Origin of the sequence: Streptomyces sp. NPDC058240 (assembly GCF_042882135.1) — a bacterium.
In the GTDB taxonomy this organism is placed as follows: Bacteria; Actinomycetota; Actinomycetes; order Streptomycetales; family Streptomycetaceae; genus Streptomyces.
Genome location: NZ_JBHVWT010000012.1, coordinates 1 through 25,408, shown reverse-complemented (window position 1 = coordinate 25,408; position 25,408 = coordinate 1). Strand labels below are relative to the sequence as shown.

The window sequence follows — 25,408 nt, the reverse complement described above, 5'->3', positions numbered from 1 at the left end:
GCCCACGACACTGGATCGAGCCCGTTACTGGCGATTAAGGTCTGGTTCTGATCATTGCCCCGCCAGGTTCCGCTCAATACGCACTCCCTCTTACGGCTGTGGAGGCCGAGATGACTGTGCCGTCGTTCCCGCCCGGTTTCCTCTGGGGAGCCTCCGCGTCCGCCTTCCAGACCGAGGGGGCGGCCGACACCGACGGCAAGGGCCCCTCCGGCTGGGACGCCTTCGCCGCGCAGCCCGGACGGATCAAGGACGGCACCGACACCACCCGCGGAACCGGCTTCCACCAGCACTACCGCGAGGACGTCGCCCTGCTGGCCGGCCTCGGCGCCGACGCCTTCCGGTTCTCCGTCAGCTGGCCGCGCGTGGTGCCCGGCGGCAGCGGACCGGTCAACCCGCAGGGGCTCGACTTCTACGACCGCCTCGTCGACGAACTCTGCGCCCACGGCATCACCCCGGCCCCCACCCTCTACCACTGGGACACCCCGCTGCCGCTGGACGAGGAGGGCGGCTGGCTCAACCGGGACACCGCCTACCGTTTCGCCGAGTACGCGGGCATCGTCGCCGAGCGCCTCGCCGACCGCGTACCGATGTGGATCACCATCAACGAACCGGCCGAAGTCACGATGCTCGGCTACGCCCTCGGCGAGCACGCGCCCGGCCGCGCCCTCCTCTTCGACGCCCTGCCCGCCGCCCACCACCAGCTCCTCGCCCACGGCCTGGCCGTGCGCGCGCTGCGCGGTGCGGGCGCGGACAACATCGGCATCGCCGTCTCGCACACCCCCGTCTGGACCGCCGGGGACCGCGCCGAGGACCGCCTGGGCGCGGAGCTGTACGACACGATCACCAACTGGCTGTTCGCCGACCCGGTCCTCACCGGCCGCTACCCCGACGAGAACTTCGCCGCGCTGATGCCGGGCCCGGTCGAGGACGACCTGTCGACCATCTCCACCCCGCTCGACTGGTACGGGGTCAACTACTACAACCCCACCCTCGTCGGCGCCCCCGACGCCGACGCCCAGGAGACCTTCTCCGGCTTCCGGATGCCCGCCGAACTCCCCTTCGGCATCCGCGAGATAGAGGGTTACGAGAAGACCGACTTCGGCTGGCCCGTCGTCCCCGACGGCCTGCGCGAGACCCTCGTCCAGCTCCACAACCGCTTCGGCGACCGGCTCCCGCCGCTCTACATCACCGAGAACGGCTGCGCCGTCGACGAGCCCGCCCAGGACACCCGCCGGATCGCGTACCTCGAAGGACACCTGCGGGCCCTGCGTACGGCCATCGACGCGGGTGTCGACGTACGCGGCTACTTCACCTGGTCGCTCACCGACAACGTCGAATGGACCGAGGGTGCCAGCAAGCGCTTCGGCCTGGTCCACATCGACTACGAAACACTGCGCCGGACGCCCAAGGACTCCTACGCCTGGTATCGCGACCTGATCCGCACACAGAAGGCGGGCGGTCCGGGACACCGACCTGACGGAGGGTCTCCGGCGTCGCCAACCCGCACCGCGCGCGCTGGCACACCACACGTGACATCGTCGGTGAATTCGCCGAAGCCGTACGGGCCGAGGGGCTGCGCTTCGGGGTCCACTGCTCCGGCGGACTCGACCGGACCTTCGACGACCGCCCCATAGGAACCGGCGCGGACACCGTCTCGGCCGTGCCGCGCGGCAGCTACCCCGCGTACGCGGGCACCCAGATGCGCGAACTGATCCGGCGGTACCGCCCCGACATCCTCTGGAACGACATCGCCTGGCCCGGCTCACGCGCCGATGTGCAGCGGCTCATCGAGTACTACCGCTTCGCCGTTCCGCACGGCGTCGTCAACGACCGGCTGTTGGCGTACCTCGGCCGCGAGGCGCTGGAAACGCTGGTACGGGAGACGGCGGCCGGGGGCGGCAATTTGCTGCTCAACGTGGGGCCGCGCGGCGAGGACGCGACGATCCCCGCCGAGCAGCAACTCCGCCTGGAATGGCTGGCGGAACTCGCCCCCGGACTCGCGGGGGAGCGGTCGGCGTAACCGCCCTGCCGGTGGGCCGGATCAGTCCCAGACCATGTCGAAGGAGCGCTCGAAGTTCACATACCCGAGGCGTGCGAAGGACTCGGCCATCGGTACGTTGCCGAGGTCGGTGGCGGCCCGGATCCGTTCCACGCCGTCCTGCGCGGCCAGGACCCTGGTGCCCTCGGCGAGGATGTCGTCGATGTAGCCGTGGCCGCGCCGGGCGGGCAGCACACCGATGTAGGCGATGATCGGGTTGTAGTCGTTGCGTGCCGGGATCACGAACCCGACCGGTTCACCGTCCGGGAGCTCGGCGACGCGCCACCACTCGCGCGGTGTCCCGTACCCGGCCAGCTCCTCGTCGTAGTGCTTCTCGGCGGCCTCGCGGGCACCGAGCCCGGACGCCAGGTCGGCCTGCCCGTGGGCGTCGAGGGTGCCCTCCATCACCGGGGTCATCAGCGCGAGGAGATCCTCACGGTCGCCGACCGGGCGGAACCGGAGCCGGCCGCTGTCGGCGGGGACCGGCGTACCGGCACGCCACTCCAGACGGAGCCGCTCGACCAGCATCCGCGCACCGGAGCGTTCCATGACCCGGATCCGGGCCTCGACGGCATCGCGGGCCGCCGGGTCCTCGCGCCAGTCGGCCGGTACGAAACGTCCGTACTCGGGCCGCGGGGCGCCGGCGGGCACGACCGCCGCCGTCGCCGTCTCCAGCAGCTTCAGGCCCGCCTCGCCGCGTTCGGGCTCGGGCAGGGTGTCGTCCAGGTCGAAGAAGTCCAGGAGCAACGGCGCCTCTCCGGTCCGGCTCCACCACGCGATCCGTGCCACCACGTCCTCGCCGCGCGTCGCCACCCACATCCACTCGGGGCGACGGCGCCCGCTCTCCAGGTCGTCGGCGAGCTCGTGATCGAGGGTGTACGACAGTCGGCGGAAGAGCCCGAGCTCGTGCGGGCCGGCGAGCGGACGGATGGTCAGTTCCTGTGGTGCAAGGGTCACACGAGCTCCTCGGGATGCGCGGAAGTGCCATCCGGTGAATTCCGGGCGGCCTGCGGCGGGAGACAGTAGCAACGTCGCCACGGCCGTGCGCGGTGATATCCACGGCAGGGTTCCGCAGGGCTGTCCACGAGGGCGTTCGCGGGGTGTTTTGCGCAGGTCGAAGGGCGGGACACGGGCCCGTTCTGGACACTCCGGGGCGGTCGGACCGACAATTGGTCGTGTGACGTCCTCCTTCGAGTCCCACACGTATCCCGTGCGGCTGTCCGACGCCCAGCGCGATCGTGTGCTCGGCGTGCTCAGAGACGGCGCGGCACAGGGCAGACTGTCCCACGACACCTTCATGCGACGCATGGAACTGGCCCTCACCGCCCGGCGTTCCGAGGAACTGGACGCGCTCACCGCCGACCTGGAGGGCGGGAACCGCTGGTCACGGCGGATACTCCGGGTGGTGGGCGGGATGTCCGGATTTCCCGGCCGGGTGCGCCGGGTCTGGCAGACCGAACGGCTCCCGAAGCTCCTGCTCCCCACCCCGAGCCCGCACCCCCTGCTGATCGGCCGCGATCCCGGAAACGGCCTGCGGCTCAACCACGAGACCGTCTCCCGGCTCCACGCGGAGCTCACCGTGCGGAGCGGCTGCTGGCTGCTGCGCGACCTCGGCTCGACCAACGGCACCTGTGTCAACGGCCAGCGGGTCATTGGCACGGTCCCGGTCCGCGACGGGGACCAGGTGAGCTTCGGACGGATGAGCTTCCGGCTCTCCACGCCCGTCCTCGGGCCGCCCGACTGAGAGCGCCCCGGCCGGGGGCGGCGGCCGACTGGGAGCGGGCCGGCTCAGGACCGCTGGTGCAGCCCGCGTCCGCCGAGGGTGAGAAAGGCCTCGCCGACCGCTTCGGAGAGCGTCGGATGGGCGTGGATGTGACGGGCCACGTCGGCCGGTTCGGCATCCCACCCGACGATGAGCCGGCTCTCGGCGATCATCTCGGAGACCTGCGGACCGACGAGATGCACCCCGAGGACCCGGCCGCCCCGCTCGGCGACGATCTTCACCATGCCGCCCCGCCCGTGCACCATCCCCTTGGCCACGGCGGTCAGCGGCATGGTGCCCACCGTGACGTCGTGCCCGGCGTTACGGGCCTCCGCCTCGGTCAGGCCCACCGCGGCGGTCTGCGGGGACGAGTACGTGACCCGGGGGACGGCGGCGTAGTCCACCGCCGGTGAGGGCAGACCGGCCAGCGTCTCGGCGACCAGCAGGCCCTCCGCGAACGATGCGTGGGCCAGGCCGAGGGACGGCGGCGGCAGCAGATCGCCCACCACATGGATGCCCGGCACGGATGTTTCGAGACGCGACCAGTCGGCGGGCGCGACATGGCCGCGGTCGTCGGCGGCCAGCCCCGCCGAAGCGAGCCCCAGCCCTTCGGTCACCGGGGCCCGCCCCACCGCGACGAGCAGCCGTTCGGCCCGCACGGTGCGGGTCTCGCCGCGCGAGGTGTGTACGGCCGCGAGCACCCCGTCGGCCACCACGTCCGCGTCCGCCAGCCGCGCCCCCGTGAGCACATCGATCCCGCGCTTCTTCAGACCCCGGGTCAGATGGCGCGACACATCGACGTCCTCCAGCGGTACGAGCCGGTCCGCGGCCTCCACCAGGGTCACGTCGGCGCCCATCGACCGGTGGAACGAGGCGTACTCGACGCCGATCGCCCCGCCGCCCAGCACCAGGACGGACCGCGGCAGCCCCGGCGCGAACAACGCGTCGTCGCTGGTGACGACCCGGTGCCCGTCGGCCTTCAGGCCCGGCAGCATGCGCGGTCGTGACCCGGTCGCCAGGACGATGCCGCGGCGCGCGACGACTGCCCCGTGACCGGTGACATGTGCACTGCGTGGCCCGGTCAACTCGGCGCTCCCGTGCACCACTTCGACCGCCGCATGGGCGAGGTGGTCCACCACGCCCCGGTGGTTGCGCGCCACGATGTCGTCCCGGGTGGCGACCAGGGCCGGCCAGTCCACCGAGTCCAGCGTCGCCTTCACCCCCACCGTTCCCGGGCCGTGCCTTCCTGCCGCACGCCGAACGCTCCGTACGCAGCGCCGCCCAGGCGGGGCGGGCGGCGCGGGCGGCGGCGGGTGCGGAGGGCGGCGAACTGCACATCGCGACGGTGCACGCGGTGGCCGTCGGCATCCTCCCGGAGGTCTTCGCGCGCTGGCGCCGGGCGCCTCCCGGGGTCGGCCTGGTCCTCCACGAGTACGCCACCCCGGAAGCCCTGGCGGAACAGCTCGAACGCGGCACGGCCGACCTCGCCGTCGGCCCGCCGCCCGCGCACTGGCCGGGGCCCGTCGTACCGGTCGGCGAGGAGGAGATCGTCCTGGTGGTCCCCTTCGACGACCCGCTCGCCGGACGCACCTCGGTCCGGCTGCGGGAGCTGGCCGACCGGCCCTGGGTGCGCTGCGCGATGGAACCCGTGGTCCAGGGCCGGGCGTTCCTGGACCTGGCCTGCGGAGAGGCGGGCTTCGCACCCCGTACGGTGCTGCGCACCGAACACACGTCGACGGCGGTGCGGATGGCGGCCGCCGGGGTCGGAGTCACCACGGCTCCGGCGCATGTGGTCCGGGGAGCGGTCGGTGAGGACTGCGCGGTCCTCGCCGTCGAACCTCCGTGGCGGCGTCGACCGGCGGTCTTCTCCCGCGTCGAGCTCACGGGGGCCGCCGCCGCGTTCACGGATCTGCTCGGGGCCGCCCGGCCGCTCCGCCCCGGGACGCCGACGGACTGAGACCCCCGACCGGGCGAACCGCCGTCACCCGGACGGCCGTACGCCGACTGCGCGACGCGCCCGCCGATGGTCCCCTGGTGGGAAGCCGCGCCGCACACCGGCGCCCTGATGCCCCGGGGGTACCGATGCAGGCCGACGCGCCGGAAGGCATACCCGCACCGGACCTCGGCCGTCGGGCCGGCAGGCCGGCGCGCGGCCCCCGCCCGAGCACCGGCCCCAGCCTGCTCGCACCGGGCGCGGCGCACGACCCGTACCGGCTCTACCGTGTCCTGCGCGAGGAGTACCCGCTCTGCTACGACGCACCCCTGGGCGCCTGGCTGGTCAGCCGGTACGCGGACGTGGCCACGGCGCTCACCGACCCCCGGTTCACCGGCCTCCCGCACGACGCCGCGCCCCGTGGCGGCCCCGCCCCGCTCGGCCTCTGCCACGGCAGCCCCCACTGCGCACCCCGCCGGCACCACACGACCGCGCCCGGGGCGATGCCATGTCACATGCCGGACGCCGAATCAGTGTCACGTCACGTGCCGGGCCCCGGCCCGGTACCACGTCACATGTCGGACCCCGGCCCGGTACCACGTCACATGGTCGCGCGGATCGAGCGGACCGCGTACGTGCTGGCGCGCCGGCTCGCGGGCCGCCAACAGGCCGACCTCGTCGCGGAGTTCTGCCGTTGGCTGCCCGTCGGCGCCGCTCCCGGCGCGAGCGCCCGACCGTACGCCGTCCGGCTGTCCCGCGCCGCGACAGGTACGACAGCCACCGCTGCCACACCCTGCACCCGGCACACCGGCCTCCGCGAGACCGCGCTCGCCTCCTTCCTCGCCAATGTGCTGGACGCCCCCGACCTCCTCGCCGCCCTGCGCACCGCACCCGCCCTGGCCGACCGGGCCTGGACCGAGTCGCTGCGCCGCGACCCGCCGGTCCAGGTCGTGCTGCGCCGCACCGTCGCCGAGGTCACCCTCAGCGGCGGCACACTGCCCGCGGGGGCGGACGTCGCCTGTCTGATCGGTTCGGCCGGCCGCGATCCGGAACGGTTCGCCGCACCCGACCTCTTCGACCCCTTCCGCCGCGACCAGGGCCGGTCCCTCACCGGCCCCGTGTCCTGCCCGGCCGTGCTGCTCGGCCGGCTGGAGGCAGGGCAGGGCCTGCGCGCGCTGCTCGACGCGATGCCCCGGCTTCGCTGGGCGGACGGATTCCGCCCGGCCGGCACCGGGCTGCTCACCCGCGGTCCGCGGGCCCTCCTCGTCCGGCCCGGCTGAGCAGCGCCACCGGCCGCCCGGCGAAGAGCTCGGCGAGGGCGACCGGGCCCCCGGCGAACTCCCGCCCGGGTGTCAGCAGATCGGTCCACGGCCCGTCGTCCGGCAGCGCCAGCTCGGTGTCGTGCCAGCCGCCCGACTCCGCCAGCCGCAACGACAGCCTGGTCACGGCGGTGACCACCTCGCCGGCGCGGCAGAACGCCAGACAGTGCGCGGCCGCCGGGCCATGCGCGCCCAGCGGGGCGTACGTACCGGACTCGCCGAACACCTCGGGCCGTTCGCGCCGCAGCCGCAGGGCGGCCGCCGTGAGCTCGCCCTTCTCGCCGCGGGCCCCGTCCCCGGACGGCTCGCGGAACGGCCGCCGGTTGTCCGGGTCGACCAGCGCCACGTACTCCCGCTCCGTGCCCTGGTACAGATCCGGCACACCGGGCATCGTCAGATGCACCAGCGCCGCACCCAGCACATTGGCCCGCACGTACGGGTCGAGCGTGTTCGCGAACCGCTCCAGCGTCTCGCGCACCGGACCGGTGCCGGCGGCCGGCCCGGCCGCGACGAAGTCCGTCACCGCCCGCTCGTACGCCGGATCGGATTCGGTCCAGCTGGTGAAGAGCCCGGCCTCGCGGACCGCCTTCAGCAGCGCCGGCTCCAGCCGGCCCGCCATCTCGCCGCCCGGCAGCTTCGCGCAGCCCACGGCCGTCTGCCAGGCCTGCCAGGCGAGCTGAGCGTCGGGAGCGGTGGCCGGGGTCGTCCGCTCCAGCTCCGTCAGCAGTCCGGACCATGATTCCGGGCACTCCGTCAGCACCGCGACCCGGGCCCGCAGATCGGCGCTCCGCTTGGTGTCATGGGTGGTCAGCGCCGTGCCGGTGGCCGGCCAGTCGCGGGCCAGCCGGGCACAGAACGCATGGAACTCCTCCGGCGTCACCGCGGGCTGACCGGGATCGCCGCCCACCTCGTTCGCCGAGATCAGCGGCACGTACCGGTAGAACGCGGTGTCCTCGACGGACTTGGCGCGCAGCGCGGAAGCGGTCTGGGCGAACCGGGCACAGAACGCGGCCCGGTCGGGCCCCTCTCCCAGCCGCCCCAGCGCCAGCTCCCGGACCACATCGACGGCCGACGCCTCCTCCGCCACGGTGAACATCGCCTTCGCGTCCCGTACGACCGCGTCCGGCAGCGTCTCGTCGGCCGTCCGTGTGCGGGGCCCGCCGGCCGTCGCGTACGGGCGGTAGACGGGTACCCGCACGAGCAGTTCGCGCACGGCGGCGTGCAGCGTCCACGGGGCGTGATCGCGCAGCGCGGGGTCGTCGGCGCAGATCCGTACAGCGAGCCGGGTCAGCAGCTCGGTCTCGGCGGCCAGTTCATGCGTCACCACCCGGTACGCGGCCCGGCGGACGGTCGCCGTCCAGTAACCGCCGCGGTCACCGGCGGGTCCCGCGAACTCCCGGTAGCGGCCGACCAGCTCCGCGGCGCCCATCGGGTCGACGAACAGCCCGTCGACGCGGTGCAGTGCGTCGTACCCGGTCGTCCCCGCGACGGCCCAGTCCGCAGGCAGCGTCTCGCCGCCGGTGAGGATCTTCTCCACCACCGTCCACCGCCCGTCGGCCGCCGCCGCGAGCCGTTCCAGGTAGGCCGCCGGGTCGGCCAGCCCGTCGGGGTGATCGATGCGCAGCCCGTCGAGGACACCGTCCCGGACCAGTTCGAGGATCTTGCCGTGGGTGGCGGCGAAGACCTCGGGGTCCTCCACCCGCACCCCGATGAGCTCCGAGATCGTGAAGAACCGCCGGTAGTTCAGCTCGGTACGGGCCAGCCGCCACCAGCCGAGCCGGTAGTGCTGGGCATCCAGCAGCTCGGGCAGCGGCAGATCGGCGGTGCCGGTCCGCAGCGGGAATTCCTGTTCGCCGTAGCGCAGCACGTCCCCGTCCGCCCGCAGCCGGCCGATCTCCTCGCCGATCCGTCCGCCGAGCACCGGCAGCAGCACCTTGCCGCCGCCCGCCGCCCAGTCGATGTCGAACCAGCGGGCGTACGGGGATCCGGGGCCCTCGCGCAGCACCTCCCACAGCGCGTGGTTGTGGCGGGGGACGGCGGCCATGTGGTTCGGCACGATGTCCACGATCAGCCCGAGACCGTGCTCACGCGCCGTGCGGGCCAGCTCCCGCAGCCCGTCCTCACCGCCGAGCTCGGCACGGACCCGGCCGTGGTCGACGACGTCGTAGCCGTGCCGGGAGCCGGGCACGGCTTCGAGGACCGGGGACAGATGGAGGTGGGAGACGCCGAGTGCGGCGAGATACGGCACGGCGTGTCCGGCGGCCGCGAACGGGAAGTCCGGCTGGAGCTGGAGCCGGTAGGTGGCGGTGGGCGTCATGCGGACGTTCGTACCCAGCCTGGCGGCTTCTGTGTCACGGAACGCCGCAAAGGGCTCGACCGGCGGTGTCCCCGGTGGCCGGACACGCCCTACGCGGGCCGCTGGAGCACCGCCATGCTGCGCCCGACCAGCGTCACCCGATCGCCTCCCGCCACCTTCGGCCCCGAGCCGGGCAGGACTCCGACCGGGCGTGCCGTGTCGACCACCACCAGCCACTGCCGGCCGTGATTCACCGGAACGGAGAACTCCAGCGTCTCGGCGCTCGCGTTGAACATCAGCAGGAACGAGTCGTCGGAGATCCGCTCGCCGCGCGGCCCCGGTTCCGAGATCGCGTGTCCGTTGAGGAAGACCGTCAGTGCCTTGGCGTGCGCGGCCTGCCAGTCCCGCTGCGTCATCTCACGGCCCTCGGGCGTGAACCACGCGATGTCCGAGAGCTCGTCGTGCGTGCCCTCGACCGGACGGCCGTGGAAGAACCGGCGGCGCCGGAAGACCGGGTGGTCGCGACGGAGCCAGACCATCGCCCGGGTGAACTCCAGCAGACTGCTGCCCGGACCGTTCGCCCCGTCCGGTGCGGCCTCGTCCGCTTCGTCCTCCGGGACCTCGGCCGGGTCCGGCCAGTGCACCCATGACAACTCGCTGTCCTGGCAGTACGCGTTGTTGTTGCCCTGCTGGGTACGCGCGAACTCGTCGCCGTGGCTCAGCATCGGCACGCCCTGCGACAGCATCAGCGTGGCGATGAAGTTCCGCATCTGCCGCGTCCGCAGATCGAGGACCTCCGGCTCGTCGGTCTCCCCCTCCACCCCGCAGTTCCAGGACCGGTTGTGGCTCTCGCCGTCCCGGTTGCCCTCGCCGTTCGCCTCGTTGTGCTTGTCGTTGTACGAGACCAGGTCGTGCAGCGTGAATCCGTCGTGGCAGGTGGTGAAGTTGATCGAGGCGAGCGGCCGCCGACCGTCGTCCTGGTACAGGTCCGACGACCCGGTCAGCCGCCCCGCGAACTCGGCCAGCGTCCGCGGCTCGCCCCGCCACAGGTCCCGCACGGTGTCCCGGTACTTGCCGTTCCACTCGGTCCACAGCGGCGGGAAGTTCCCCACCTGGTAGCCGCCCTCGCCCACATCCCACGGCTCGGCGATCAGCTTCACCTGGCTGACCACCGGGTCCTGCTGCACCAGGTCGAAGAACGAAGACAGCCGGTCCACCTCGTGGAACTGCCGGGCCAGGGTGGCCGCCAGATCGAAGCGGAAGCCGTCCACATGCATGTCCGAGACCCAGTACCGCAGCGAGTCCATGATCAGCTGGAGCACATGCGGCGACCGCATCAGCAGGGAGTTCCCGGTCCCCGTGGTGTCCGTGTAGTACCGCTGGTCGTCCGCGAGCCGGTAGTACGAGGAATTGTCCAGGCCCCGGAAGGAGAGCGTCGGGCCCAGGTGGTTGCCCTCCGCGGTGTGGTTGTAGACCACGTCGAGGATCACCTCGATGCCGGCCTGGTGCAGCGCCCGTACGGCCTGCTTGAACTCCAGCACCTGCTCGCCGCGGTCGCCCCAGGAGGCGTAGGCGTTGTGCGGGGCGAAGAAGCCGATGGTGTTGTAGCCCCAGTAATTGGCCAGCCCCGCGTCGGACAGCCGGTGGTCCTGGACGAACTGGTGAACCGGCATCAGTTCGATGGCCGTGACGCCCAGTTCCGTCAGATGGGCGATCACCTCCGGATGGGCCAGCCCCGCGTAGGTGCCGCGCAGCTCCTTCGGCAGCCCCGGGTGGAGCATCGTCAGGCCCTTCACATGGGCCTCGTAGATCACCGTGCGGTGGTAGTCCGTACGGGGCCGCCGGTCGTCGCCCCAGTCGAAGTACGGGTTGACCACGACCGAGGTCATGGTGTGCGGCGCCGAATCGAGATCGTTGCGCGCGTCGGGCCGGCCGAACGGATAGCCGTACACCGCCTCGCCCCAACGGATCTGCCCGGCGACGGCGCGGGCGTACGGGTCGAGCAGCAGTTTGGCCGAATTGCAGCGGGCGCCGCGCTCCGGTTCGTACGGCCCGTGGACCCTGAATCCGTACCGCTGACCGGGCATCACCCCGGGCAGATAGGCATGGCGGACGAAGGCGTCGGTCTCCCTGAGCTCCACCGCCGTCTCGGAACCGTCGTCGTGCAGCAGGCACAACTCGATTCGTCTGGCGGCCTCCGAGAAGACCGCGAAGTTGGTCCCGGCGCCGTCGTACGTGGCGCCGAGGGGATACGCCTGTCCCGGCCAGACCTGCATAGGCTCGACTCTTCCACTTCTGATCCGGGTGCCTGGAGCTTGCGGACACGCCCTGGGCCCTGTCCGGCCCTGATCCGCCGGACGGGCCCTGGAGCCAGATCTTCCCCGAAAGAGGTGCGGCTACCTAAGACCGACCGGCACGGCACGCGGTCCGGTCAACATCGGGCCTCTCCGTGTCGCCCGGAACCGGGATCGGGACCCCCGGCCCAGGCCCTCGCCCGGTACAGGGCCCCGGATGGGGTGCTTAATCACTATGAATCCCCTCACTACGGCAGATCTTGCCGCCGGGAACATGCCTGCACCATAGGGGAGTTGACGAAGCAGCATGTGCATCCGGCTGCACCGGCTCCCGCTCCCGGAGTACCCTTCCTTGATCGTTGGTGGGGGAGTGGAAGGCGGTGCGCGGGTGAGCTCGGGAGGCTTCGAGCTGCCCCCAGGTGACCCAGGTCACGAGGGGGACTCCACCGATGTCCCGCCGGGGGCGGTTTCACTTGCGCAGCCCATGGAGATCGGCGCGGAACTGGACTGGGGAGCGGACGCCTGGAGCGAGGTGCGTACGCGCGCCCAGCGGGCCGGCCGGGCCTACATCTGGCTGAATCTCGTGGAGCAGCGGCTGCGCGCCGTGGTCGCCGCGGTGCTCCGGCCCATCTACGAGCCGGTCCACGGCGAGGACTGGGTGGTGGCCGCCGCCGGGCCCGCCGGGCAGGAGTGGGTGCAGCGCGCCGTCGCCGTGCGCGAGGTCTCGCGCCGCAAGGGATATCTGCTGGACCCCGCCGACGACAACGTCCTCAGCTTCCTCACGCTGCCTCAGCTGCGTGAGCTGATGGTCCAGCACTGGCCGTGCTTCGAGGCGTACTTCGACGACCGGCGCGAGGTGGAGCTGGCGCTCGACGAGCTGGAGGTCGCCCGCAACGTGGTCTCCCGCAACCGCGCCCTGAACGAGGCGGTCCTCGCCCAGGCCGAGCGCGCCTCCGCCCGGCTCCTGGAGATCCTGGGCAGCGGCGCCGCGGTCCCGTCGGCCGACCGGCTCCCGGTCGACGCCGTCGAGGAGCTCGTCGGCGACCGGTACGCGGACGTGGTCTCCGTCCACTCCGACCGGGTGCGGCTCCAGCGCCAGCTGCCGGCCGAGGATCTCTTCGGCGGTTCGCGCCGGCTCGACGCGATCGGCATAGGGCTCAACCTGCTGGTGCAGAACTTCTCCGGCCGCAGGCTCATCCGGCTCGCCGAGTCGGGCTGCCGGGTCCGGCTGCTCTTCATCAACCCGGCGAGCAGCGCGGTCAAGCGCCGGGAGCGGGAGCTGGGTCTGAAGAAGGGCGAGCTGAGCCGGTCGGTGGAGATGAACATCCTCCATATGCGCCGGGTCCGCTCCAAGCTCCGTGATCCGGGCGCCTTCGAGATCCATGTGTTCGACGAGACGCCGCGCTTCACGGCCTATCTGGTGGACGGCGACGGGACGGACGCGGTCGGGGTCGTCCAGACCTATCTGCGGCGCGCACGCGGCATGGAGGCGCCCGTGCTGGTGCTGCGCGGCGGCGGGCGCGCCGTGGTCCGGGCGGGGCAGGACAACGAGCACGGGCTGTTCGAGACGTACCGCGAGGAATTCGAGTCCGTGTGGGCGGACTCCCGGCCCGTCTCCTGAGGGGCCGGGACCGCGTTGTCAGTGGTGCATGCGAGGGTGGTCATCACCTGGGGGAGAGCACCACGAAGGAGGTACGGGATGAGCTGGCACCGGGAGGCGCTGGTCGGCTTCGACCTGGAGACGACGGGCACGGAACCGCTGGAGGCCCGGATCGTGACAGCCGCGATCGTCGGCGTCGGCGGCAGGGACGGGGAGCCGGTGCGGCAGCACAGCTGGCTGGCGGATCCGGGCATCCGGATTCCCGAGCAGGCCTCGGCGATCCACGGCATCAGCAGCGAGCGGGCGGCGGCGGAGGGCCGGCCGGTGCGCGAGGTGGCCGACGAGATCGCCGGGACGCTCACGGAGTACTGGCGCCGCGGCGTGCCGGTCGTCGCGTACAACGCGGCCTTCGATCTGACGCTGCTCACGGCCGAGTTGCAGCGGCACGGGCTGCCGTCGCTGAGCGACCGGCTCGACGGGGCGGGGATCGGGCCGGTCATCGACCCGTACACCATCGACCGGGCCGTCGACCGCTACCGCAAGGGCAAGCGCAACCTGGAAGCGGTCTGCGTCGAGTACGGCGTGGTGCACGGCGGAGCCCATGACGCGGGGGCGGACGCGCTGGCCGCCGTCCGGGTGGCGTACGCCATAGCCGAGCGGCACGGCTCGGTGGCCGGGCTGACCGCCGCCGAGCTGCATGAGCGCCAGGTGGAGTGGTACGCGCAATGGGCGGCGGACTTCCAGCAGTTCCTGCGCCGCAAGGGCACCGCGGACGCGGTGATCGACGGCCACTGGCCGCTGCGGGAGGCGGCCGGGGTCGCCGCGGGCTGACGGCCCGGACCCACCGCCGAGGTCCGGGGGCAGCCCTCAGAACGGATACCACCGCACCGCTGTGTCGCCGTCTCGCAGCGAGGCCACCCGGCGGCGGAATTCCGCGAGGGCCTTCGGGTTGGCCGGCGCGTGCTGGGACACCCAGGCACAGCTGGCCGTCTCCCGGGCCCCGCGAAGCACCGCGCAGCCCTCCCACTCGCGGACGTCCCAGCCGTATGTGGCGGTGAAGGCGTCGTACGCCTCGGGCGCCAGGCCGTACCGGTCCCGGGACAGTGCGAGCACCACCAGATCGTGCTCGCGCAGATCCGCGGAGAAGGTCTCCAGATCGACCAGCACCGGCCCCTCCGGACCGACGTGGACATTGCGGGGCAGCGCGTCGCCGTGGATGGGCCCCGGGGGCAGGTGCGGGACCAGTGCGGCGGCGGCCGCCGCGAAGCCGTCGCGGCGCTCCCGCAGATAGTCGGCGTCGGCCGGGTCGATCGCGTCGCCCGCGAGCCGCAGCCAGCGTTCGACCCCGCCCAGCAGTTCACGGCGCGGCAGGCCGAAGCCGTCCGGGGCGGGCAGCGCGTGCACCAGGGTGAGCAGCTGTGCCAGATCCCGCGGCTCGGCGGGGCGTACGGCGTCGGGCAGCCGGTGCCAGAGGGTCACGGGGTGGCCCTCGACCAGGCGCGCCACGGGCTCGGCGGCCCGTACGGCGGGGACGTCCGAGGCGGCCAGCCACCGGGCGACGGCCACCTCGCGTTCGGCCCGGTCCCGCAGTTCCGGGTGCTGCACGGCGTCCCGGCCGACCTTGACCACCAGGTCGCCGACGGCGAACACCGCGTTCTCACCCATCGCGAGCAGCTCCGCACCGCCGGACAGTCCGGCAGCGGTCAGCACCTCACGCGCACGCATCTCGTTCATGGCTCCGATTTTCGCATCAGTGCAGGTTGCCTTGACGAACCGACGGCGCGTCAGCACGATGACGGAGGCCACCTGAGCGGCCAGAACGGTATGAAGCCGATCGAATGACGCAAGGGGGCTAATTCGTGACATTGGCGAGTGCAACCGTACGTTCCGGAAAGCATGACCCGCCCGGCGGGCCGCAGGACAAACGGTCCCGGCCGGTCGACCGGAATGCCGGAACCTGGTTCCTGGTGCTGCCCGCGCTGATCCCGATCCTGATTCTCAGTGTCGGCCCCCTGCTCTACGGCATCGCGCTGGCCTTCACCGATGCCCAGTCCGGACGCACCCGCTCCACCCAGTGGGTGGGCGGACTCAACTTCCAGGACCTGCTCCACGACACCCTCTTCTGGGACTCGTTCCGGATCGGTCTGGTGTGGGCGTTCGGCGTCACCGTCCCGCAGTTCGTACTGGCCCTCGGCCTCGCCCTGCTGCTCAACCAGAATCTGCGGATGCGCTGGCTGGCGCGGGCGCTGGCGATCATTCCGTGGGCGATGCCCGAGGTGGTCGTGGGCATCATGTGGCGGCTCGTCTACGACCCGGACGCGGGCGTCCTCAACGAGACCATCCGCGATCTCGGCCTCGGCGACGGCCGGGACTGGCTCACCGGACTCGCCACCGCGCTGCCCGCCGTGATCGTCGTGGGCGTCTGGGCGGGCATGCCCCAGACCACCGTCGCCCTGCTCGCAGGGCTGCAGAACACCCCGCTAGAACTCCACGAGGCGGCCGCCCTGGACGGAGCCGGTGCCTGGCGCCGCTTCCGGACCGTCACCTGGCCGGTGCTCAGACCGGTCGCGCTCGCCATCACCGCGCTCAACTTCATCTGGAACTTCAACTCCTTCGCCCTGGTCTACGTACTGACCAACGGCGGACCCGGCGGCCGCACCCGGCTGCCGATGCTCTTCGCGTACGAAGAGGCCTTCCACTACGGACAGTTCGGATACGCCGCGGCGATGGGCTGCGTGATGGTCGCGGTGATCTCCGTGATCCTCGCGGTCCATCTCGCCGGCCGGCTCAGGGGAGGCGAGGACCGATGAGCATGCGCACCAGCAGAACCGCACGCGCCGGACAGTACGCCGCGCTGCTCGGCTATCTCGTCTTCCTGGCGTTCCCGTTCCTGTGGCTGATCTCCACCGCCTTCAAACCGGCGCGCGAACTCGGCTCCCTGCACCCCACCTGGATCCCCGACCATCCGACGCTCGACAACTTCCGCAAGGCGTTCGACGAACAGCCGCTGCTCCAGGCCGCCGCCAATTCGCTGATCGCCGCGGTCTGCGCCGCCCTCATCGCGGTCGTCGTCGCCACGCCCATGGCGTACGTGATGGCCCGCCGCCGCTCCAGGCTCTCGAAGGCAGCCACCGGATGGGTCGTGATCAGCCAGGCGTTCCCGCTCGTCCTGCTGATCATCCCGCTCTTCCTGATCCTGAAGAACCTCCATCTGATCAACACCCGGTGGGGGCTGATCATGGTCTACGCCGTCTGGGCGTTGCCCTTCGCGCTCTGGATGCTGGTCGGATACGTACGGGCCGTGCCCGCCGAACTGGAGGAGGCGGCCTCGGTCGACGGTGCGGGCCGGCTGCGGACACTCGTCTCGGTCACAGCCCCGCTGCTGACCCCCGGCATCGTCGCCACCGCGCTCTTCGCCTTCATCACCGCGTGGAACGAGCTCTTCTTCGCGCTCGTCCTGCTCAAGACTCCGGAGAAGCAGACCTTGCCGGTCGTACTGACCCACTTCATCGGTGCGGAGGGTGCGGCCGATCTCGGGCCGCTCGCCGCCGCCGCGTTCCTCGCCACTCTGCCCTCGCTGGTCATCTTCGCGATCATCCAGCGGCGGATCACGGGCGGCATGCTGGCCGGGGCGGTGAAGAGCTGATGCGGGCATCCCTGCGGACGACGGCCGCCGCGGCGGCCACCGCGCTGGCCCTGCTGCTCACCGGCTGCGCGGGGACGGACGACGGCAGGGGCGACAACGGGAGGATCGAGCTCAGCTTCCAGTCGCTGGCCTGGCAGAAGGAGTCCGTCGACGCCAACAAGCAACTGGTGAAGGAGTGGAACGAAGCCCATCCGGACATCCATGTCAGCTACGTACAGGGCAGTTGGGACACCGTCCACGACCAGCTGCTCACCTCCTTCGAGGGCGGCGAGGCGCCGGACATCATCCACGACGCCTCCGACGACCTGGCCGACTTCGCGTACGGCGGCTACCTCGCGGACCTGCGCGGGCTGCTCCCCGGCCGGCTGACCGCCGACATCCCGCGGCAGAGCTGGTCCACCACCACCTTCGGCGACGGCGTCTACGGAGTGCCGTTCCTCCAGGAGCCCCGCGTCCTGATCGCCAACACCAAGATCCTCGCCGAGTCCGGGGTCCGCATCCCGACCCCCGGCAAGCCCTGGAACTGGGCCGAGTTCCGGCAGGTCACCAAGGAGCTGACGGGCAAGGGGCGATACGGCGTCGCCTGGCCGCTCAAGGAACCGGTCTCCGTCACCCTCAACCTCGGCCTCTCCGGCGGCGGCGAGCTCTTCCACCGAGGCGCCGACGGCAAGGTGACCGTCCGCGCGGACGAGGGCGACCGGATCGTCCCCGGCACCATTCACGACCAGGTCAACATCGACCACAGTGCTTCGCGCACCGCACTCGGCATGGGCGGCTCCGACACCCTGCCCGGATTCTTCGGCGGCAAGTACGCGATGGTGCCGCTGGGCTTCTCGTACCGCCAGCAGGTCGTCGGACAGGCCCCCGAGGGCTTCGAATGGACGGTCCTGCCGGCTCCCGCGGGCAGTGCGGGCCTCGCCCAGGGGGTGAGTCCGCAGACCCTGTCCGTCTCGGAGGCCAGCCCGCACAAGAAGGAGGCCGCGCAGTTCATCGACTTCCTGCTCCGGCCGCCGAACATGGTGCGCCTGGCCAAGGGCGACTGGATGCTCCCGACCGGCACCGAGGCCCTCGCCGACCCGTCCCTGCACACCGCCGAGAACGGCTGGGCGACCGGTGTCGCCGTCGCGAAGGCGCTCCGGCCGGCACCCGCCCAGTCGGTGCGCGGCTACCCGGAGTGGAAGGACAAGGTCGCCACGCCCGCCCTCCAGGAGTACTACAGCGGTGTTGTCGGGGCGGACGAGCTGAGGAAGCGTCTGGTCGACGACGGGAACCGGGTCCTGGCCCGCTATCAGCGCTGAGCCCACCTGCGGCCGACGCGGCGGCGGATGGTCCTTTCGGTCATTCCGCCGCCGTTCCGGTCGGGCCGGTTTCATGGGCCACTCAGTTTTTCTTGCGGCCGGACCCGGAATTACCGACCGGTACGTTTCTTTGGGCTCGCCGCCCGAGCTCTCCGGTGAGAGTGAGGGAATCGCGGAGACCGGTCCGAAATATTCCCGAACGTCGGCGATTCAGACATTCAGTGGCTTGAATTCGACTCTTCAGATCCTTGTGCCCGTGCGCCTGTGCGGGTATGGGTGCCGCATCGTGCCTGCTGCCGCGGTGGTCCCTCCGGCGCGTCTCGCCTGTCGGACGCTGCCGAAAACTGAACGCGCGGCCTGTTTCAGCCTGCCCGGACGGCAATCGCCCGGACTTGGTTCCACCCCTGCCCGATTCGCCGCGATTCGGGCGCGGCGAAAAAAGAAGTCATTGACAATACCTTTCGCGCTGAGCTTCACTCCTGTCGGCGGTGAGCGGCGAGAAATTCCCGGTCAGAGGCGGGGGATTGTCGTCGTGAACGGTCAGAGTCATGCCCGCATGAATGCAAATTCAGAGTAAAAGATGGAGGTGCTGTTATGAAGTTCCTTTTCTTGCTCAAGGACAAGATGACGCCGGAGAAGAGCCTGAAGGCGTACGCCTGGTACCACTGGTACTAAACCGACAGAACGGTCCGTCACTTCGAGGGACACGGTCAGTCGATTCGGGCCCGTGTCCGGCCAGGCCTCATCGGCCCGCCGGGCGCGGGCCCTTCCCGCTTCTTGGAGACCACCGATGCACATGTCCGGTACCGGCAGCCGCGCCCGGGACGTCGTCTTCGCGCCGAGACTCCAGGCGCTCCTGCGAGACCACCGGGGCGAGGAGGTCTTCCGCCTCGACCCTGGCACCGTCGGCGTCGCCGGGGCCGACCTGACGGACCGGATCCTCGCCGCCAGGCCGGCCGCCGAGGACGAACGCCCCACGTTCAAACCCCTTCACGGGCGCTCCATTCCGCGCACCGAGGCGTCGACGGTCATGCAGGCCATCGGCCGGGACGTGCGGACGGCACTGAAGAAGCCCGTCGAGGCGGTCGACCTCTCCGGCGCGTGGCCGCACGTCGGCCATGTGTTCCTGCGCGATCTGGTTCTCGGAGCCGACCCCTACCGGCTGCGCATCCTCATGGACCGCGCGCTGGAGCTGACGCCCAAGCTCACCTGGACGGTCATCGCCGCGGGGGCCGCGCTGCCCGGCCGGCTCCGCCCCGGCGCACCCGTCTCCGCCATCGCGAGCCTGACCGCCGAAGCCGGGAGCTACAGCGACCGGCGCTACGCGATGGGCCTCTACCGGCGGGCGGCGGCCCCGGTCTGCTTCACCGTCTCGACGCTCGTCGCCAACGCGCTCTGGCTCGGATCGCCCTTCGATGCGGACACCTCGAACCGGAACATCCTGTACGAGGCCATGCGACTGCTGCCGCCCTCCTGGAACGTCCTGCGGAAGGCGTCACCGGAGTACCCCGCACTCGACTCCCGGATCGGCGCGGCCGACGACGTACTGATCCTGCCGCTGGTGAGCCACCGCGACCCCGCGCTCTGGGACGACCCCGACGAGTTCCGCCCCGAGCGCTGGGACAGTCTCGACCCGGACGATCAGCCCGGATACCTCCCCTTCGGGCATGCCTCCGAACGCTGTTGGGGCCGGCACATGGTGATGCCGCTCGCCGAGATGCTGCTCGACATGCTGCGCGGCGACGGCCTGACGGTGAGTCCGGAGCAGACCACCGCGCAGGTGCCCCTCGCCGGGCTGATGGGGGTCTCCGAGGTCCGGGTCGTCCGAAGCTGACCTCAACGTGGTCACCTCGTGAGGGCTCTGTGAACACGGGGGTGGAAACAAGCCGTCCCCCCGTCCGCGCCTACTGCCGGGCGGGGTTCGTCTTCCCATGTGCGAAGTGTGCCGGTCGTGCCGTGGGCCCGGTGTGCGCGGCGGATGTCGCGGCAACCGTGCCCGACTTGAGCGCGGCTGGCCGGTTTCTTATTACGCAACTTTGTTGAGTAAGTCACAGCTGTATGAAGGTCTTGATCTGGGCGCGTCAATCGGCGAGGGTTTCGAGCCAACCCCCGGAGATCTTCCGGCCGGGGGTCAATCCCCCCACAAAGAATGACGAGGAGACCCCTCTTCATGGCAATTCACAAGCGCGCACGCCGGATCAAGCTGACCGCGGCGATAACCGCGGTGGCCGCAGCGGCCGGAGTCACCCTCCTCAACACCTCCCTCGCCGGCGCCGCACCCGCTCCCGCGATGGGTGTCGTCTACGGCGCGGACGCGGCGAACGCCGTCTCCGGCAGCTACATCGTGATGCTGGACCAGAAGGCCGACAAGGCGAAGCTCGCCAAGGAGTACGGCGGCAAGCTGAAGCGGAACTACAGCTCCGCCATCAACGGCTTCTCCGCCAGCGGCCTTTCGCTCACCGAGGCCAAGCGCCTGGCGGCCGACCCGGCCGTCTCCAAGGTCGTCCAGAACAAGAAGTTCCACATCGACGAGACCCAGGCCAACCCGCCGTCCTGGGGGCTGGACCGGATCGACCAGACCGAGACGGCCGGCGACAACGCGTACACCTACCCGGACAGCGCGGGCGAGGGTGTCACCGCGTACGTCATCGACACCGGTGTCCGTACTACGCACAACGAGTTCGAGGGCCGGGCCAGCTCGGGCTACGACGCCGTGGACAACGACGACAGCGCCGACGACGGCAACGGCCACGGCACCCACGTGGCGGGCACCATCGCCGGTGCGACCTACGGGGTCGCCAAGAAGGCCAAGATTGTCGCCGTCCGGGTGCTCGACGACTCCGGCTCGGGCACCACCGAGCAGGTCGTCGCCGGCATCGACTGGGTCACCGAGAACCACGAGGGCCCCTCCGTCGCCAACATGAGCCTCGGCGGCGGCGCGGACGAGGCGCTCGACGCCGCGGTCCAGAAGGCCATCGCCTCCGGAGTCACCTTCGCGGTGGCCGCCGGAAACGACTCCGCCGACGCGAGCGAGAGCTCCCCGGCCCGCGTCCCGGAGGCCATCACGGTCGCCTCGTCCACGGTGGACGACGAGCAGTCCTCGTTCTCCAACTACGGCTCGATCGTGGACATCTACGCCCCGGGCTCGGACATCACCTCGTCCTGGAACGACAGCGACGACGGCTCCAACACCATCTCCGGCACGTCCATGGCGACCCCCCACGTCGTCGGTGCCGCCGCCGTCTACCTCGCCGGACACCCGGACGCCACCCCGGAGGAGGTCGCCACGGCGCTGACCGACGGGGCCACCCCCGACGCGATCTCCAACGCGACCGAGGGCACGCCGAACAAGCTGCTGAAGGTCGTCGAGTAACCGACCCCGCAGCAGTGACCGGGCGGCGAATGCCCGGTCACGACGGAACCGGCGGCCGCCGCGCCCTCCCCCACGGGGCGCGGCGGCCGCACGGTGCGAAGAGATCGTCCTATGGTGTGCCCATGACCATGTACGCGGCGCTGTTGCGCGGGATCAACGTGAGCGGCCACAAGAGGGTCCCGATGGCCGAACTCCGCACGCTGCTCACCGAACTGGGACACGGCGACGTCCGCACCCACCTGCAGAGCGGCAACGCCGTCTTCAGCAGCGCGTCGGACGACGAGAACGCCCTCGCCGCCGAGCTGGAGCAGGCCATCGAGAAGCGGTTCGGCTTCCCCGTCCCCTGTCTGGTCCGGGACGGCGCCTACCTGGCGGCAGTTGCGGCGGCCTGCCCGTTCCCGGCCGCCGAACTCGAAGGCAAGCAGCTGCACATCACCTACTACGACCAGCCGGTCGACGCCGACCGCTTCGCCCGGATCGACCCGGCGGCCTTCCTCCCCGAGGCGTTCGGCCTCGGCGACCGTGCGCTCTACCTCTACGCCCCCGACGGGCTGGGCCGTTCGAAACTCGCCGAGGCGCTGTCCCGGTCCTCCGTCACCAAGGGCATCGTCGCCACCTCGCGCAACTGGAACACCGTGGTCAAGCTGGTGGAGATGACGGCGCCCACGGGGACCACGCGCGACGGAGCCCCCGCATGACCGAACCGTTCCCCGGCGTGGCCTCGGCGGTCGAGGGCGAGCTGCGCCTCCTGGACCCCGCCGTGCGCGCCTCCGCCGAACTCCTCTCCCGGGTGCTGCACCCCGACTACCGCGAGATCGACTACGCCGGCCGGGTCTGGGACCGCGAGACCATGATCGCCTCGCTCACCGCGAAGGACGCCCCGCGCCCCGGCCCGATGACCGCGTCCCGGATGAGCGGGGTCCAGCTCGGCGACGACCTCGTCCACCTCACCTACGACACCGAGACGAAGGGGCGCCTCGCCCACCGCAGCTCGGTGTGGCGGCTGACCGACGCGGGCTGGCTGCTCTACTTCCACCAGGCCACGCCCTTCGGCACTGCCGCGGACACCGGTGCCGACAGCCTCTGAGCCCGGTCAGCGACGGGCGACGCGCTGTGCCCGCGCCGCCCACCGGCCGTCCGTGCGGGAGATCCGCACCGGATGCCCGAAGCAGTCGCTGACCCGGACCGTGGTCAGTACCTCGTCCGCCGGACCCGAGGCCACGCACCGGCCGCCCCGCAGCAGCAGCGCGTGCGTGGTGGAGGCGGGCAGCTCCTCCAGGTGATGGGTGACCAGGACCGTCGCCAGCTCCGGATGTTCCTCGCGCAGCACGTCCAGACTGTCGAGCAACTGCTCACGCGCGGCGAGATCGAGACCGGTGGCCGGCTCGTCGAGCAGTAGCAGCCGCGGTTGCGGCATCAGGGCGCGGGCGATGAGCGTACGGCCCCGCTCACCCTGCGACAGCGCCGGCCAGCGCGACCCCGACTTGCCGCCCATGCCGAGCATCTTGAGCAGCCGCTCCGCCCGGTCCCGCTGCTCCTCGTCCACCGACCGGCGCGGCACCGGCTCGACCGAGTTGGTCAGGCCGGTCAGCACCACCTCGTGCACCGACAGCGGGGAACGCAGCGGATGACGCGGATTGACATGCCCCAGCAGCGACCGCAGCTCCCGCAGATCGACCCGGCCGAGGGTGCGTCCCAGGACCTCCACCGAACCCCGGGTGGGGTGGTTGACCGCGCCGAGCAGCCCCAGCAGCGTGCTCTTCCCGGCGCCGTTGGCTCCGAGCAGCGCCCAGTGCTCACCGCTCCGTACGGTCAGGGAGACCGAGTCGAGCAGTACATTGCCGTCCCGGACGAGCGAGACGTCGTCGGCCCGGATCACCGGGGCGGCGGTTTCGGCGGCCGGGCCGGGGGCGGCGGCCGGGGCGGGTACGGCGGAGGTGGTACGGGCGGTGGTCACGGGCGAGTACTCCTTCATGCGGGTGCGAGCGCCTCCAGGCCGCTCAGGTCCTCGGCGGACAGCCGGATCTCCCGGGCCCCCAGGTTCTCCGCCAGATGGGCGGGCGAACCGGTGCCCGGGGTCGGGCACAGCACGGGGGAACGGTGCAGCAGCCAGGCGAGGGCGATCTGCCCGCGGGTGGCACCGTGCCGGTCGGCGATGCCGGTGAGCGCCGCGGCGGTGTCGCCGGTCAGAGCGCCGTTGGCCAGCGGGAACCAGGGCAGAAAAGCCAGGCCGTGGGCCTCGCACACCTTCAGTACCGCGTCCGACGAACGGTCGAGGAGATTGAAGCGGTTCTGCACCGAGGCGATCCCGGTCAGGGAGAGAGCCTGCTCCAGCTGGTCGGCGGTGAGGGTGTCCAGACCGATGTACCGGATCTTACCTTCCTGCCTCAGCGCGTCCAGAGCGCCCAGCTGGTCGGCCATCGGCACCTCCGGATCCAGCCGGTGCAGCTGATAGAGGTCGATCCGGTCCGTCCGCAGCCGTCGGAGACTGGCCTCGCACATCGCCCGCAGCTGCTCCGGCCGGCCCGCGACGTGCCAGGCGCTGTCGCTGGTGCGCACCACACCGCCCTTGGTCGCGATCACCAGATCCTCGCGGTACGGGTGGAGCGCCTCGGCGACGAGTTCCTCGGCCACCCCCGGGCCGTAGTTGTCGGCGGTGTCGACGAGCGTGACGCCCTGCTCGACGGCCGCCCGCAGCACCGCCATGGCGTCCTGCCGCTCACCGCGCGGCCCCCAGTAACCGGGGCCGGTCAGCTGGGCGGTGCCGTAGCCCAGGCGGCGTACGGGCAGCTCGCCGCCGAGCAGGAACACATCATCGGGAAGAGGGGAGAGCGAAGACATGACGGGAACACTACGGGCCGTCCCGTGATGCACGATCGAGGCGGACTTCCTCAACGGCGAGATCGTGCTGCTCGGCCGCCTCCACGGGATTCCCACGCCGGTCAACGAGGTACTCCGCCGCACCGCGAACACCTTCGCGCGCGAGCGCCGGGAGGCCGGCTCGATGTCCGTGGCCGAACTCGTCGCGGCCGTGGACGCCGCGACGTCCTGAGCCGGTCGCACCGGACGGCGTCGCGTTCCCCGGTGTCGCGTTTCTTCAATACCGCCTGCCGGGACGGACGCAGACTGGGACGTATGAAGAACGAGCACGCGCACATGACCGAAGTCGCCGCCGAGGCGGCACGTATCGCCCGCTCCATCGGCACCGAGCAGCTCGACGCACCGAACACGCCCTGCGGCGACTGGGATGTGCGCGGCCTCGTCAACCACTGGGTGCTGTACACCTCCCACGGCCTGGAGCACCGTGCCCTGCGCAAGGACCTCCCCGAGGAGCTCACCACCCGCGACTTCACCGCCGACGCCGACTGGGCGCAGCAGTACGCGGCGCAGCTGGACCGCGCGGTCGCCGCCTGGTCGGACCCGGCGGTCTGGGACGGCGAGGTCGACCTCGGGGGATCGACCTCCCCGGCCGCCGACATCGCCGCGATGCTCATCGAGGAGACGGCCCTGCACGGCTGGGACGTGGCCAGTGCCGTCGGCGAGGAATTCCGGCTCTCCGACGAGGCGGCCGCGTACGTCCTCGGTGTCGTCGACAGCACTGCCGCGCTCTACCGGCAGTACGAAGGCTTCGCCGACGAGGTGACGGTGCCCGCGTCGGCTACGGTCTTCGAACAGGCGCTGGCCCACAGCGGACGCGACCCGAAGTGGACCGGGGCCTGAGAGGCTGTCGGGTGACCTCGGATCGGAAAAGCGGACGCGGTCTGGCACGCACGCTTCCCGCGTTGTCGTCGGTCGACGACGCTCCGCGTCGCCTCCCTCCTCCGCCTTGGAATCGCACGCACCAGACCG

21 protein-coding genes and 3 pseudogenes are annotated in these 25,408 nt (G+C 71.5%); 17 read left to right on the top strand and 7 right to left on the bottom strand.

Features of this window, described 5'->3' with window-relative positions; translation table 11 throughout:
- The first annotated feature begins 110 nt into the window (after positions 1 to 110).
- Both ACFVX4_RS20635 and ACFVX4_RS20630 read left to right on the top strand, forming a co-directional pair.
- Positions 111 to 1,634: a GH1 family beta-glucosidase gene (locus ACFVX4_RS20635; RefSeq protein ID WP_389979194.1), complete on the top strand. Its 1,524-nt coding sequence runs from the start codon at positions 111 to 113 to the stop codon at positions 1,632 to 1,634.
- Positions 1,535 to 2,020 (top strand): alpha-L-fucosidase, encoded by a 486-nt coding sequence (locus tag ACFVX4_RS20630; protein WP_389979586.1) that lies wholly within the window; start codon positions 1,535 to 1,537, stop codon positions 2,018 to 2,020. The genes ACFVX4_RS20635 and ACFVX4_RS20630 overlap by 100 nt, the downstream gene beginning before the upstream one ends.
- Positions 2,021 to 2,041: 21 nt before the next feature.
- On the opposite strand, the gene ACFVX4_RS20625 is transcribed toward ACFVX4_RS20630, so the two are convergent.
- Positions 2,042 to 2,995, bottom strand: a complete 954-nt coding sequence (locus tag ACFVX4_RS20625) for a GNAT family N-acetyltransferase (protein WP_389979191.1) — start codon at positions 2,993 to 2,995, stop codon at positions 2,042 to 2,044.
- Positions 2,996 to 3,215: 220 nt separating this feature from the next.
- Between ACFVX4_RS20625 and ACFVX4_RS20620 the strand changes: the two genes are divergently transcribed.
- A complete protein-coding gene (locus ACFVX4_RS20620; protein ID WP_389979189.1) occupies positions 3,216 to 3,782 on the top strand; it encodes a DUF1707 and FHA domain-containing protein in 567 nt (188 codons plus the stop codon).
- A 44-nt stretch (positions 3,783 to 3,826) separates the two neighbouring features.
- Here ACFVX4_RS20620 and ACFVX4_RS20615 read toward each other — a convergent pair.
- Positions 3,827 to 5,037: pseudogene (locus ACFVX4_RS20615) on the bottom strand (dihydrolipoyl dehydrogenase family protein); the annotation flags it as partial.
- On the opposite strand from ACFVX4_RS20615, the pseudogene ACFVX4_RS20610 reads away from it, so the two are divergent.
- Together ACFVX4_RS20610 and ACFVX4_RS20605 are read left to right on the top strand one after the other, a co-directional pair.
- Positions 5,035 to 5,757, top strand: a pseudogene (locus tag ACFVX4_RS20610) (LysR family transcriptional regulator substrate-binding protein); the annotation flags it as partial. The pseudogenes ACFVX4_RS20615 and ACFVX4_RS20610 sit on opposite strands and share 3 nt — an antisense overlap.
- A gap of 125 nt (positions 5,758 to 5,882) precedes the next feature.
- A complete protein-coding gene (locus ACFVX4_RS20605; protein WP_389979186.1) occupies positions 5,883 to 7,013 on the top strand; it encodes a cytochrome P450 in 1,131 nt (376 codons plus the stop codon).
- On the opposite strand, the gene treY is transcribed toward ACFVX4_RS20605, so the two are convergent.
- Entirely contained in the window at positions 6,973 to 9,369 is a 2,397-nt protein-coding gene (gene treY, locus ACFVX4_RS20600; RefSeq protein ID WP_389979183.1) for a malto-oligosyltrehalose synthase, read from the bottom strand. The genes ACFVX4_RS20605 and treY overlap by 41 nt on opposite strands.
- A gap of 89 nt (positions 9,370 to 9,458) precedes the next feature.
- Positions 9,459 to 11,624: a glycogen debranching protein GlgX gene (gene glgX / locus ACFVX4_RS20595; RefSeq protein WP_389979180.1), complete on the bottom strand. Its 2,166-nt coding sequence runs from the start codon at positions 11,622 to 11,624 to the stop codon at positions 9,459 to 9,461.
- Positions 11,625 to 12,030: 406 nt separating this feature from the next.
- On the opposite strand from glgX, the gene ACFVX4_RS20590 reads away from it, so the two are divergent.
- Together ACFVX4_RS20590 and ACFVX4_RS20585 are read left to right on the top strand one after the other, a co-directional pair.
- On the top strand, positions 12,031 to 13,263 hold the full coding sequence (locus tag ACFVX4_RS20590; RefSeq protein ID WP_266428444.1) for an SAV2148 family HEPN domain-containing protein: 1,233 nt from the start codon (positions 12,031 to 12,033) through the stop codon (positions 13,261 to 13,263).
- A gap of 78 nt (positions 13,264 to 13,341) precedes the next feature.
- Positions 13,342 to 14,073: a 3'-5' exonuclease gene (locus ACFVX4_RS20585; protein ID WP_266428447.1), complete on the top strand. Its 732-nt coding sequence runs from the start codon at positions 13,342 to 13,344 to the stop codon at positions 14,071 to 14,073.
- Between the two features lie 36 nt (positions 14,074 to 14,109).
- Here ACFVX4_RS20585 and ACFVX4_RS20580 read toward each other — a convergent pair whose 3' ends face one another.
- Positions 14,110 to 14,976, bottom strand: a complete 867-nt coding sequence (locus tag ACFVX4_RS20580) for a phosphotransferase enzyme family protein (RefSeq protein WP_389979176.1) — start codon at positions 14,974 to 14,976, stop codon at positions 14,110 to 14,112.
- Between the two features lie 131 nt (positions 14,977 to 15,107).
- Between ACFVX4_RS20580 and ACFVX4_RS20575 the strand changes: the two genes are divergently transcribed.
- The 8 genes from ACFVX4_RS20575 (at position 15,108) to ACFVX4_RS20540 (ending at position 22,646) form a co-directional block, all read left to right on the top strand.
- Positions 15,108 to 16,052 carry a carbohydrate ABC transporter permease gene (locus ACFVX4_RS20575; protein WP_389979584.1) on the top strand — a complete coding sequence of 315 codons (945 nt, stop codon included), beginning with the start codon at positions 15,108 to 15,110 and terminating at the stop codon, positions 16,050 to 16,052.
- Positions 16,049 to 16,888, top strand: coding sequence for a carbohydrate ABC transporter permease (locus tag ACFVX4_RS20570; RefSeq protein WP_389979173.1), 840 nt, complete (start codon positions 16,049 to 16,051; stop codon positions 16,886 to 16,888). Before ACFVX4_RS20575 ends, ACFVX4_RS20570 begins: the two co-directional genes overlap by 4 nt.
- Positions 16,888 to 18,186: an ABC transporter substrate-binding protein gene (locus ACFVX4_RS20565; RefSeq protein ID WP_389979170.1), complete on the top strand. Its 1,299-nt coding sequence runs from the start codon at positions 16,888 to 16,890 to the stop codon at positions 18,184 to 18,186. Before ACFVX4_RS20570 ends, ACFVX4_RS20565 begins: the two co-directional genes overlap by 1 nt.
- A 594-nt stretch (positions 18,187 to 18,780) precedes the next feature.
- Positions 18,781 to 18,861, top strand: a complete 81-nt coding sequence (locus ACFVX4_RS20560) for a tryptorubin family RiPP precursor (protein WP_350985409.1) — start codon at positions 18,781 to 18,783, stop codon at positions 18,859 to 18,861.
- 115 nt (positions 18,862 to 18,976) lie between these two features.
- Positions 18,977 to 20,020, top strand: coding sequence for a cytochrome P450 (locus ACFVX4_RS20555; RefSeq protein WP_389979167.1), 1,044 nt, complete (start codon positions 18,977 to 18,979; stop codon positions 20,018 to 20,020).
- 336 nt (positions 20,021 to 20,356) lie between these two features.
- The gene (locus ACFVX4_RS20550; protein WP_266428466.1) at positions 20,357 to 21,559 is read left to right on the top strand and encodes a S8 family peptidase; all 1,203 of its coding nucleotides are present in this window, start codon (positions 20,357 to 20,359) and stop codon (positions 21,557 to 21,559) included.
- A gap of 122 nt (positions 21,560 to 21,681) precedes the next feature.
- The gene (locus ACFVX4_RS20545; RefSeq protein ID WP_389979162.1) at positions 21,682 to 22,257 is read left to right on the top strand and encodes a DUF1697 domain-containing protein; all 576 of its coding nucleotides are present in this window, start codon (positions 21,682 to 21,684) and stop codon (positions 22,255 to 22,257) included.
- Positions 22,254 to 22,646 carry a DUF4440 domain-containing protein gene (locus ACFVX4_RS20540; RefSeq protein ID WP_389979159.1) on the top strand — a complete coding sequence of 131 codons (393 nt, stop codon included), beginning with the start codon at positions 22,254 to 22,256 and terminating at the stop codon, positions 22,644 to 22,646. The genes ACFVX4_RS20545 and ACFVX4_RS20540 overlap by 4 nt, the downstream gene beginning before the upstream one ends.
- 6 nt (positions 22,647 to 22,652) lie before the next feature.
- Here ACFVX4_RS20540 and ACFVX4_RS20535 read toward each other — a convergent pair whose 3' ends face one another.
- Positions 22,653 to 23,438 (bottom strand): ABC transporter ATP-binding protein, encoded by a 786-nt coding sequence (locus ACFVX4_RS20535; RefSeq protein ID WP_389979580.1) that lies wholly within the window; start codon positions 23,436 to 23,438, stop codon positions 22,653 to 22,655.
- A 92-nt stretch (positions 23,439 to 23,530) separates the two neighbouring features.
- Positions 23,531 to 24,400: an aldo/keto reductase gene (locus ACFVX4_RS20530; RefSeq protein ID WP_389979156.1), complete on the bottom strand. Its 870-nt coding sequence runs from the start codon at positions 24,398 to 24,400 to the stop codon at positions 23,531 to 23,533.
- 31 nt (positions 24,401 to 24,431) lie between these two features.
- On the opposite strand from ACFVX4_RS20530, the pseudogene ACFVX4_RS20525 reads away from it, so the two are divergent.
- Positions 24,432 to 24,611, top strand: a pseudogene (locus ACFVX4_RS20525) (ketopantoate reductase C-terminal domain-containing protein); the annotation flags it as partial.
- Between the two features lie 83 nt (positions 24,612 to 24,694).
- Complete coding sequence (locus ACFVX4_RS20520) at positions 24,695 to 25,279, top strand: TIGR03086 family metal-binding protein (protein ID WP_389979153.1); 585 nt, start codon at positions 24,695 to 24,697, stop codon at positions 25,277 to 25,279.
- Positions 25,280 to 25,408: the final 129 nt, after the last annotated feature.

What these genes read in the sequence shown, in the direction of transcription:
- treY (WP_389979183.1), bottom strand. Translation starts at nt 9,369, where the DNA reads ATGACGCCCACCGCCACCTACCGGCTCCAGCTCCAGCCGGACTTCCCG.
- ACFVX4_RS20550 (WP_266428466.1), top strand. Translation starts at nt 20,357, where the DNA reads ATGGCAATTCACAAGCGCGCACGCCGGATCAAGCTGACCGCGGCGATA.
- ACFVX4_RS20555 (WP_389979167.1), top strand. Translation starts at nt 18,977, where the DNA reads ATGCACATGTCCGGTACCGGCAGCCGCGCCCGGGACGTCGTCTTCGCG.
- ACFVX4_RS20580 (WP_389979176.1), bottom strand. Translation starts at nt 14,976, where the DNA reads ATGAACGAGATGCGTGCGCGTGAGGTGCTGACCGCTGCCGGACTGTCC.
- ACFVX4_RS20565 (WP_389979170.1), top strand. Translation starts at nt 16,888, where the DNA reads ATGCGGGCATCCCTGCGGACGACGGCCGCCGCGGCGGCCACCGCGCTG.
- ACFVX4_RS20570 (WP_389979173.1), top strand. Translation starts at nt 16,049, where the DNA reads ATGAGCATGCGCACCAGCAGAACCGCACGCGCCGGACAGTACGCCGCG.
- ACFVX4_RS20605 (WP_389979186.1), top strand. Translation starts at nt 5,883, where the DNA reads ATGCAGGCCGACGCGCCGGAAGGCATACCCGCACCGGACCTCGGCCGT.
- ACFVX4_RS20635 (WP_389979194.1), top strand. Translation starts at nt 111, where the DNA reads ATGACTGTGCCGTCGTTCCCGCCCGGTTTCCTCTGGGGAGCCTCCGCG.
- ACFVX4_RS20585 (WP_266428447.1), top strand. Translation starts at nt 13,342, where the DNA reads ATGAGCTGGCACCGGGAGGCGCTGGTCGGCTTCGACCTGGAGACGACG.
- ACFVX4_RS20560 (WP_350985409.1), top strand. Translation starts at nt 18,781, where the DNA reads ATGAAGTTCCTTTTCTTGCTCAAGGACAAGATGACGCCGGAGAAGAGC.
- ACFVX4_RS20530 (WP_389979156.1), bottom strand. Translation starts at nt 24,400, where the DNA reads ATGTCTTCGCTCTCCCCTCTTCCCGATGATGTGTTCCTGCTCGGCGGC.
- glgX (WP_389979180.1), bottom strand. Translation starts at nt 11,624, where the DNA reads ATGCAGGTCTGGCCGGGACAGGCGTATCCCCTCGGCGCCACGTACGAC.
- ACFVX4_RS20520 (WP_389979153.1), top strand. Translation starts at nt 24,695, where the DNA reads ATGAAGAACGAGCACGCGCACATGACCGAAGTCGCCGCCGAGGCGGCA.
- ACFVX4_RS20540 (WP_389979159.1), top strand. Translation starts at nt 22,254, where the DNA reads ATGACCGAACCGTTCCCCGGCGTGGCCTCGGCGGTCGAGGGCGAGCTG.
- ACFVX4_RS20545 (WP_389979162.1), top strand. Translation starts at nt 21,682, where the DNA reads ATGACCATGTACGCGGCGCTGTTGCGCGGGATCAACGTGAGCGGCCAC.